A 10,096-nucleotide genomic window follows, 5' to 3' on the forward strand; every position below is an offset into this window, starting at 1 on the left:
AATTATTGGTGTTTTATTTTGTTTTTCAACAAAAAAAGACACCGGCGCACGTGCTCTGCCGATGTCTGCCATGTTGATCTGTTCTTCGTATCAACGATGCTTGCTGGCCAAAATATTATGTGTTTTCGTCAAATACTTCTTCACATTCTTATATTCCGCACTCGCTACTCCTGCAAAAAGAATATCGATAACCGTTAGCATTGCGATACGAGAGCCCATCGCACCGCTGCGAATCGTAACCTCAGGCGTGGATATGCTCAGCACGATATCGGCATTATCCGCCAGCTCGCTTTTCGTATACTTCGTTATCGCAATAATACAGGCGCCATTTTTCTTGGCGATTTCCAACGAATCCAGAATATCAATCGTGTCGCCTGAATTCGAGACAAAAATCGCCACATCGCCCTTATCGAGCAGTGTAGCCGCCGTTAACTGACTATGCCCGTCCGTATATGCATGGCACATTTTGTTGATGCGCGAGAACTTCTGCTCCCCATCAATCGCAACGAGCCCTGACGCACCAATACCGAAGAACACAACCCGATTGCTCTCGCGCAGCACCTGCACGGCACGGCCGATTTCTTTCCGGTCAATGACGCAGAGCGTATCCTCGATGGATTTGCTATTGTTGCGTGAAATATTAGAGATGATCGTATCTAAATCATCCCCTGGTTGAATGTCTGTATACTGATCCTTCTGCTCGTCATCCATCGATCCGATTGATGCGGAGATGCTGACGATAAAGCTGCGGTAGCCGGAATAGCCCATCGTCTTGCAGAAGCGAAGCACGGATGCATCACTGGTTTTCGTCAGCTGCGCCAAGTTCTTGATCGACAAGTGCGGTATCTCCTCTAGGTTGGCAAGTACATACTCAGCAACGATGCGTTCTACTGGCGTAAGACTATCCTTCATATCACGGATTTTTATTAAAATATTATCATGTATCGACATTTGTCTATCCCTACTCGCCAAGAAATTTTATTTCGAAACAAAACTATCATTTTGGTATTATATTTTATTCTAGCTTGCATCTTGCCGGAATGCAATGACTTTCATCGCACATTTGTAAAATTTCCAAAAATTATACAGGGAGTAGTTACATAAAAAGGAAATAGTTTTTCAACCATTGCCTTGTACCGTTCTATCTTTATCTGCCCGTTCCTGTAACGTATGCAAGAATAGTTGGACGATAATAGGAGCAGTTGCAAGTGTCGCCGCATGCAGTTCCCACCTTTCTAATTCGTTAATCTCATAAGAAAAGAATATATAGAAAAAGGCGCTTTCCTGTTGGAAAGACGCCTGACTGAAATCACTGTCTATAAAGATGAATGCTATCTTTTATTGCTCCACGAACAATGGCACCTGAACAAAACCTTGTTCCGTCGTTTTGATGAGACCGATGTCCGACAAGCGGAGTTCGGGAACGACAACGAGGGCAAGCAGCGATAAGGTCATGAACGCATAGTTCATCGTGCAGCCTGCCTTGTTCAAGGCTTCGCTAACTGCCTTCGACTGTTCCGCCACTTGCTCGAACGGCGCATTCGACATAAGGCCGGCAACGGGCAACGGCAATGTTACGATCTCCGTCTCGGTAACGAGCGCGATACCGCCCTGCATATCGGCAACCACATTCGCTGCTTTCGCCATAAGCTCATCGGAGTTGCCGATGACCATGACGTTATGACAATCATGTGCTACCGTCGAAGCCAATGCAGCCGGTTCCTGGAACCCAACACCGGATACGAAGCCGACTGCCTGCTTGCCCGTACCGCGGTGGCGCTCGATGACGGCCAATTTACATAAATCCTCTTGATCTCGTAATAATGCGACTCCGTCTTCAACCTGAACAGACACATGCAATTCCTTCGTGTCCACATGATTCTCCCTCACTTGAATCGAACGAGCGGTTGCAACACCGCCCGTAATCGGTGCTTGAATCACGAAGTCATCTGCCTTTGCCGGACGAGCCAAGTGTACGGATCGAATCGCTGATTCGGGATGATGGAACTCTGGAAGTTCGACGACCATACGGCCATGCTCAGCGACTACTTGTCCGGCAGCGATCGTCATGATTACATTCACGTCGGAAATATGGCCGTCCAGCATAATCATGTCCGCGAACGAACCCGGCGTAATCGAGCCTACATCCCGCGCCACGCCAAATCGTTCCGCCGTGTTAATGGTTGCCATCTGGAATGCTGTCACAGGACGCACTCCCTGCGCAATCGCATGGCGTACAACGAAGTCCATATGTCCTTCATCTACTAACGACTCCGGACTCCGATCATCGGTGACGAGTATCATGCGGCGCGAGTCGATATTGTGCTCAGTATGGGCCTTGATGGACTCCGCAACGTCATGCCATGCGGAACCGCGTCTCATTTTCGCATACATGCCCAGCCGCACGCGTGCGATAACATCCTCAGCATTCACGCTTTCATGGCAACCCGTAATCCCGCTTGCGGCATATGCTGGCAACCGCCAGTCTTGAACCGGCCATGTATAATGTCCATCAGCTACTCTGCCTGCGCGCAAGGCAGCTTGAATTTCCCCAATCATTTTTTCTTCGCCGAATACGACGCCCGGGAAGTTCATGACTTCGCCAAGCGCAATCATGTCCGGGCCCCACGTAAAGGCCTCCGCTACCTCGGCCGGGCCAATCGAAGCGCCTGCCGTCTCCAGCTCTGGGCCGGTAGAAGGCACACAGGAAGCGACCTGCATGTATGCTGCGAGTGGAGTCGTTCTCGCTTCATCAAGCATAAGCTTCAATCCCGGAAGTCCGAGAACGTTCGTAATCTCATGCGCATCGAAAAAACCGCCTGTCGTCCCTTTGGGCAATACAGCTCGTGCAAATTGCGTTGGCGTAATCTGGCTGCTCTCAATATGGCAATGCCCGTCAAGCAGACCGGGCGCTACATAACGGCCTTGTGCATCAATAACTTTTGTCGTGTCTCCGATAAGATGGCTTGCATCCTTTCCTACAAATGCAATCCTTGAACCTTGTACGCCGATGGACATATCGTCCAATATTTCTCCAGAAGTCACATTGACCAGCTTGGCATGCTGAATGACAAGCGTCGCTTTCTTATCTCCTCTTGCCGTTGCTACGAGGTCAGGCACGCATTCTGCTAGATGCGGTCTTGCAAAGAGTGATGCGGATCCCATTGTGTCGATGTCTCCTTTGTAAGAAAAATATGGTTATACATGATGCCATCTTCCCATTATAGTAGATTAGGAAAATATTCTCTATAAGAAAAGACCGCAGCAAAGCTGCGGCCTACTTCCATTTACTATGATTAGCTTGTTAATAATCAGGCTTCACTATAAACACATCTACCTAACTTTTATTTCACTGACTGTTGTCCTGCAATACGGCCGAATGTAATGGCATCCGCAACCGCGTTGCCGCCGAGACGGTTCTTGCCGTGGATGACACCTGTTACTTCACCTGCTGCGAACAAGCCTGGGATCGGCTGTCCCTTCTCATTCAATACTTGAGTCGTCTTGTTGATTACCACGCCACCCATCGTATGGTGAACGGATGGAACTGCTTTTTCAATATAATAAGGGCCCTTGCTCATGTCCTTCAGGCCAGCACGATGGTGGAAGTCCTTATCGTCTCCCGCTTTCGCGAAGCCGTTGACCCGCTCAATCGTTGCCTTCAATGCAGCCGGATCGATATTGAAGAACTTTGCAGCGTCTTCCAGCGTGTCCGCTTTATACAGCATGCTTTCCTTCACGAGCACGTCGTATTCGTCCTTGTGCACCTCATGCGTTTTGCTAATATTCGCAATATCTTCGTTCCACAGCTGGTAAGCGTATTTTCCCTCTTGCGCCAAAATTGCCTTGGAAATAACGTCGCGGCGTTCAAGCTCTTCAACAAACCGCTTACCGCTTTGGTTCACAAGGATTGCGCCATCGAAGCGGCTATCCGCTACGAGTGAAATAACACCTGTTACTGGATCGCAGACCGGATACGTCTGAATGCTGTCCATGTTCGTTAATGCTGCCCCTGCATCCTGAGCCATCACGATACCGTCACCTGTAGAGCCAGGAGCATCTGTTGTCATGTATTTCTCGTCATACTCCGGATTATATTTCTTACGCATCTCTACATTGGAACCAAAGCCGCCGGATGCAATGATAACACCCTTGTTCGCATGGAATGTCAGCTTGCTTCCTTTAGCGCCTGTTGCTTCTACGCCGATTACTTTGCCAGAGCCGTCTGTGAGCAGCTTTTCCACTTTCGTATCTGTCTTCAGCGGAATGCCAGCCCCATCCAAATGCTTCTTCAGCTTCGTAATCAGCTCTGCTCCTGTATGTCCCTGTGGAATAAGCGCGCGCTTCACGGAGTGTCCACCGAATTGGAAGAGATGATCCGGCAAAAATTCAACCTTGATTTCATCCTTCAGCCATTCTGCTGCCTGGGTCGCATTTTCGGCCATCGCGCGCACCATCTCTGGATCACCGACGTTGTCGCCGCCTTTCAGTGTATCCTTAATAAACAATTCGACATCATCTTTAATGCCAAGCTTTTGTTGAACCCATGTGTTCGCTGCATTCATTTCCCCGCCGGAAATCAACGTGTTGCCGCCAACGGTTGGCATCTTCTCCAATAGTACGACAGAAGCCCCTGCCTTCTTCGCTTCAATTGCCGCACTGAATCCCGCTCCACCTGCACCAACCACAATGATGTCATAGGTTTGTTCCGCAGGCTCCTCGGATTTGTTGGAGGAATCGGCCTTCTTGGCAATGAGTGTAATTCCAGCTTTAGATACAGCATCTTTGACTGCATCAATGAAGCCATGGCTTGTCATGCTGGAGCCGCTGATCGCATCTACTTCAGCCGTATTGGTGCTGATCATATTTTCTTTCAATTGTTTATATACAGGCTCGGCCAGAACTTCGTTCTCCTTCTGTTCGAGTACCTTAATGTCCGTAATTTCATTATTGTCAAATGTAACCTCTACCTTGATCGCACCGTGCTTGCCATCACCTTCCCCGACAGATGTAATGGTCTTGCCTTGTTCCTGCTGTGCGGTTCCTTGCGATTCCTTGCTACTTCCATTGCCACAAGCTGCTACCATTACAATAAGACATAAAATGAGCAGCCAAGTTCCGGCCTTACGAATGCTCTTCATGTTGTTATACCCCTCATTTGTATATACTGGTGATCCGCTGCGCATGCGAAAGATGTACCGTACATGGATAATAGTAGCATGGATTTTGAATGTTAAAAGTGAAAGTTATCACTTTCACCTAGTATATCGTTTATTTTCATTATTTTCGAAGTAGACTTTGCTACATGTACTCCGATTGCAGCAGTCCCATATGGATAATATCGTGCCAAGCTCCGTTGCGGAATAAGGCCTCTTTCATTACTCCCTCTTGCTTGAAGCCTATTTTCGAGTACAGTCTAATCGCTCTTTCGTTAAAATCGAACACCCGCAAGGACAATCGATGCAAATTCAACTCGTTGAAGGCATAGTGCAGTAAAATCTGCAATGCTTCCTGACCGTACCCTTTCCCCCAATAATCCGGTTCGCCGATATCAATAATTAGCTCCGCATTTTGATTTTTGTAATCGATTGAGATGAGCGACATGATTCCGATGGGCGTTTCCGTGTCTGCGTCACCAATGATATACGATTTCGAACTCGAAGATCCAAGGATAACACTCCGAACAAAAGCATCAGTATCCTCAGGGGCATATACATCCATATGCGGATTCGTTGTCTCCATCACCCTTGTATCGTTTCTCCAGCTATGATACACCTGTGCATCCTGCTCCGTCATTTTGCGCAATCGGATTCTTTGTGTTGTGAACATAGGAATACCTCCCTGCTTTTCGCTTGTTAGAAAACTAATAATAATTGCTTTATCCCTATTATCAGTCTTGCAAAAAGAGGAAAAAAGGGTATAATCCTTGCTTACATGTCCCCTTTTAGTGAGGTGAGTCAATTGCTTCATCTGGATTATTTATCATTGCGCGCATATCTCTACGAGCGTGAACATGAACGTATCGCAGTACTGCGGCTGCAAGAACTAGAGAATGTATGGCATTGCAGCCGGAAAAATGCAAAACGAAAGCTACATAAGCTGGTATCTGAGTATGATTGTACTTACATTCCCGGACGCGGCAGAGGAAATCAATCCGAGATTTGCTTCATTACGGATTTTTATGAGGATCTGCTTGATTTCATCAAGCTCTGTCTTCAGCAACAGGACATGGAGCAGCTGCTCCATGTGCTTCAGCTCCCTTTTCCACGGCAGTGGATCGGTGATTTGCAAAAGCCTATACAAGAGCAGTTTGGACTGCAGCCTACAACAGTAGGCAAGGATGTGTTGCATGCCATTACGACCTATCCGGTAACGAATCTTGATCCTGCGTTCGTATCGATCACCTATGATTCAATGCTTGCCTCGTTAATCGGGGATACGCTGCTCCGATATGATGCAGATCAGAATGAGCTTGTGCCTCATTTAGCAATTGGGTGGGAGGTCGAAGAGCAGGGGCTAACATGGACGATATATTTGCGCAAGCAGGTACGGTTCCATCACCATCGCGCTTTGACGAGTCGGGACGTCAAGTTCAGCATGGAGAGGCTCATGCATTCAGCCTGTCCCAATCGCTGGCTTGCCCGGGATATCGAATCTATAGAATGTCCTTCGCCACTCGTGGCTCGAATTATATTTCATCGCTCGAATCCTTTGTTTGGACGCTATCTGGCGTCAACACCGATGATCATCCTGCCCGAAGATGGGGAGAATACGGATAGCTTCTTTATCGGCACAGGGCCATATCGAATTGTATCCTGCCAGCAAAATCGAGTTGTGCTGCATGCATTTGATTCGTATTTTCGCGAGCGCGCTTATATGGATGAGATCCATTGTTGGCAAATGCCCCCGGAACGGGCACATCTTATCCAATATGACATCCCTAGCACTGAAACAGTTCCGTTCAACCCGGCATATGACCGTCCCACGGAACTTGGATATCGGTTTGCTATGTTTAATACAAAGCACTCTCCTACCATGCGGGATCGCATGCTGCGGAAAGCGTTGAACGAATTGCTGGACATGGAAACCATGTGGAAGGAGTTAGGCAGAACTGGGCTTATCCCTGCCTCTCATTTTTTCCCGTGGAAAAGCACTTTGAATAGGAAAAGTCTAACTGAGGCGAAAAGATGGCTAGCAGCCAGCTCCTATAGCGGCGAAAAGCTACGGCTATATATGCTGGATATCCCAGAGGCATGGGAGGAAGCAGGATGGATTCAACAAAGGGCGCTATGTATCGGAATCCATATCGAACTTCATCCCTACTCCTTTAACGATGTCCATGATTTGACTAACGATCCGCACATGGATATCATCCTGTCCGGTGAGGTGTCATCACTTGATCCGCATCTGTCAGTGCTTGCTGCTTTCCGCAGCGAGGCATTGGCTTTCCGTCGTTATTTGAGCGATGAACAGCTTGAATGGATTGATGGCCAGTTATTTTTGTTCCAGCATGAAAATACGGAGGAGAGAGAAAGACGAATTGATCGTATCGTCCAATACGTGGTTGATGAAGCCTGCATTGGTTTCATGCATCATCCGCAGCACGAGCGCCCCATTCACCCTATGCTGCAGCATGTTCAATATGATTCATTTGGATTTGCTGACTTGTATCATTTATGGACTCCACCGTTGAAAAATTAATATATAACCAACAGGAGCGCAGTGTGCATTGTCTTATTTTGTACATGCTGGCTCCTGTTTTTTATTATTTTCTTGTGTATTGCCTCAAAAATGACAAGGATTGCTCCAATGCCTTCATTCCAGACTCGGTATCTAACTTAAATTGAAATTCATGCTCGGTAATCGCTTCATCCTGTTCGAAAAAGAGCGAATGAACCGGGACATTCACTGCCTCCAGCCTTGCAGCCAGCTCTCTACCGTGCTCCTCAAATGAATTTTTGTTGCCATCGGTAATAAAGGTTGGCGGATAATCCTTCGTCACAAAGTTTACAACCGAAGCTAACTTCACCTTCTCCACTTCATGCCAATTCTTCTCTCCGATGTAGCTCCAAGCAACTTGATTCAAGAAAAATTGCACAGGCAGCGAATACTTCGTACTGTGGAACAGTTGAAGATCGAAAGGGCCACAATAAAGCAGCATTCCCTTGATTGTGTCTCGTGGCACTGCTTGCTCCATACCCATTTGACGTGCCAAATCTGAGTTTGTCTGAATGGCTGTATAATTGCTGGCAATCTGTGCTCCTGCCGAATCTCCAGCAAAGAACAGCCGATTCGTATCAATCGGGAAGCGATCTGGATTTGCCTTTACATATTGATAACATTCGTCCAGCTGCAAAATAGGTGTAGGATATTTGGCTTCTGGTGCGCGCTCATAATTCATCGCCAATACCACATAGCCTTGACTTGCTAACATGGTGGAAAAAATCGCAAGATCCTTCTTATCCCCTCCAACATACGCACCGCCATGCACCCAGATAATAGTCGGGTATGATTTCGCTTCTTCGGCGTTTGAAGATTGCGGCAAGTATATATCGAATCGGTTGTCCTTATACCTCGATGGATAGGTCAAATCATGCTGAACATGCACTTGGCTGCTATACGAAGCATACCCTGCTGGCTGGGTCGCGATTGGAGTCTCAAATAGTTTTCTTACAAACAGCGCCGTTAATGCAGGTGTGCTGTTCACCAATATGTAGGGAATCAAAATAATGAGGACAAGGGAGATTAGAATCCAAACTCTGAATTTTCGTGGTTTTTTCGTTCGTCCCATGGCATCCATCCCCCCTTTTGATTATTGATCCATTATAACGCTGAATCTATATCTTATAAATCTCAAAGAGCGTAAAGGCCTAGCAGCCTAGGCCTTTACGCTCTTGTTTGTAAACCAAATCCTACATTGACGTATATAACGCCATCATTAGGATTGAGATTTTATCCATTTCGCCATGTCAGTAATAACATCAAGCGGTACATTGCCCGGCAGCATATATTCTTCTCCGGTCGAAGGCTTGTCATACGGTACAAAAACATGGTTCAGCTTCGGATACAGCTTGTATGCGACATTGGTACGAGCCGACAGCGCCTTCTTCCAGCCATCTAAATGTTCCTTGCCCACTTGGACATCATTGTCCCCTTGGATGAGGAACATCGGAACTTGCTGATTCTTCGCAATGTCTCCACCATAATAGTCGCGGAAATCAAACCACCAAGAAGGTGTACCGATTGGCAGATTTGCTGGGTAGTTGTCTACTGTATACTCTTTATTTTTAATGATTTGAAGGGACTGCTTCCAAGCTGCTACTTGTGCTTCCAATTGAGCAATTGCCTGCTCTGGAAGCTTCGCTTCCTTCGCGCGAGCCAATTGGCCTTCGAATTGCGTCAGCATGAGATCCTCAAGCGGGCCAGAAGGTCCTGCTGCAATTACCGCTCCTCGTACCGCCTTCGCCGTATCCTGGGCAAGAATTCTAGGTACGAGCATTCCACCTTGACTGTGGCCAAGCACAAAGATCTGCTGCTTGTTAAGCCGCTTGTCTTGGGACGCCCAAGCAACCGCATGAAGGGCATCATCTATCGTCTCTTCCTTCACCGTAAAGCGCGGAACGGCGCTGGACTGATACGAATATTCACGCGTCCGCTTCTCATAACGAATCGTTGCGATTCCTTGCTTGGCAAGGCCAACGGACAAGTCACGGAACATCTTGCTGCTGCCGATTGATTCATCTCGATCATTCGCACCCGATCCATGCACAAGCACCAGAACCGGGTAATTCCCGTCTCCTGACGCTGGCACGGTCAATGTGCCCGGCAGCTTGAACTCTCCTTCTCCGATTACGATCGACTCTTCCTTATAAGCATCCTTATCATCATAGGATGGGGCTTGATATTGACCTTGCGGCGTAAAGTTGAAATACATATCATCTACTAAGCCATTTTTGGCATAACGGAGCACCACGGATAATACAGAACCCTTGCCAGTCTTGAAGGAGACGGTAACATTGCGGTGCACATCATTTTCAATTTGTGTGGCTTGAATCAGTTGGGTTGGCTGTCCGAGCATCGTCGTAATTTGTTTGGC

7 protein-coding genes are annotated in these 10,096 nt (G+C 47.4%); 1 reads left to right on the plus strand and 6 read right to left on the minus strand.

Features of this window, described 5'->3' with window-relative positions; genetic code table 11:
- Nucleotides 1-90: 90 nt before the first annotated feature.
- The 4 genes from AZ66_RS02550 to AZ66_RS02565 form a co-directional block, all read right to left on the minus strand.
- Nucleotides 91-951: a MurR/RpiR family transcriptional regulator gene (locus AZ66_RS02550; RefSeq protein WP_021254307.1), complete on the minus strand. Its 861-nt coding sequence runs from the start codon at nt 949-951 to the stop codon at nt 91-93.
- A gap of 387 nt (nt 952-1,338) precedes the next feature.
- Nucleotides 1,339-3,165, minus strand: coding sequence for an adenine deaminase (locus AZ66_RS02555; RefSeq protein WP_044353462.1), 1,827 nt, complete (start codon nt 3,163-3,165; stop codon nt 1,339-1,341).
- 179 nt (nt 3,166-3,344) lie between these two features.
- Complete coding sequence (locus AZ66_RS02560; RefSeq protein WP_044353463.1) at nt 3,345-5,141, minus strand: flavocytochrome c; 1,797 nt, start codon at nt 5,139-5,141, stop codon at nt 3,345-3,347.
- Between the two features lie 160 nt (nt 5,142-5,301).
- Entirely contained in the window at nt 5,302-5,829 is a 528-nt protein-coding gene (locus tag AZ66_RS02565; RefSeq protein WP_044353464.1) for a GNAT family N-acetyltransferase, read from the minus strand.
- Between the two features lie 132 nt (nt 5,830-5,961).
- Here AZ66_RS02565 and AZ66_RS02570 point away from each other — a divergent pair, with 132 nt between their 5' ends.
- Nucleotides 5,962-7,701, plus strand: coding sequence for an ABC transporter substrate-binding protein (locus AZ66_RS02570; RefSeq protein WP_052648350.1), 1,740 nt, complete (start codon nt 5,962-5,964; stop codon nt 7,699-7,701).
- A 64-nt stretch (nt 7,702-7,765) separates the two neighbouring features.
- Here the strand turns inward: AZ66_RS02570 and AZ66_RS02575 are convergent, their stop codons facing one another.
- Nucleotides 7,766-8,791: an alpha/beta hydrolase gene (locus AZ66_RS02575; RefSeq protein ID WP_044353466.1), complete on the minus strand. Its 1,026-nt coding sequence runs from the start codon at nt 8,789-8,791 to the stop codon at nt 7,766-7,768.
- 147 nt (nt 8,792-8,938) lie between these two features.
- Nucleotides 8,939-10,096 (minus strand): alpha/beta hydrolase family protein (locus AZ66_RS02580; RefSeq protein WP_044353473.1); only part of this gene is annotated, 1,158 nt, incomplete at its 5' end.

It is taken from the genome of Paenibacillus sp. E194 (assembly GCF_000935845.1).
In the GTDB taxonomy this organism is placed as follows: domain Bacteria; phylum Bacillota; class Bacilli; order Paenibacillales; family Paenibacillaceae; genus Paenibacillus_B; species Paenibacillus_B alvei_B.

Bases quoted from the DNA above. Each gene is read 5' to 3' on its own strand.
- AZ66_RS02560 (WP_044353463.1), bottom strand. From the start codon at position 5,141: ATGAAGAGCATTCGTAAGGCCGGAACTTGGCTGCTCATTTTATGTCTT.
- AZ66_RS02565 (WP_044353464.1), bottom strand. From the start codon at position 5,829: ATGTTCACAACACAAAGAATCCGATTGCGCAAAATGACGGAGCAGGAT.
- AZ66_RS02555 (WP_044353462.1), bottom strand. From the start codon at position 3,165: ATGGGATCCGCATCACTCTTTGCAAGACCGCATCTAGCAGAATGCGTG.
- AZ66_RS02575 (WP_044353466.1), bottom strand. From the start codon at position 8,791: ATGGGACGAACGAAAAAACCACGAAAATTCAGAGTTTGGATTCTAATC.
- AZ66_RS02550 (WP_021254307.1), bottom strand. From the start codon at position 951: ATGTCGATACATGATAATATTTTAATAAAAATCCGTGATATGAAGGAT.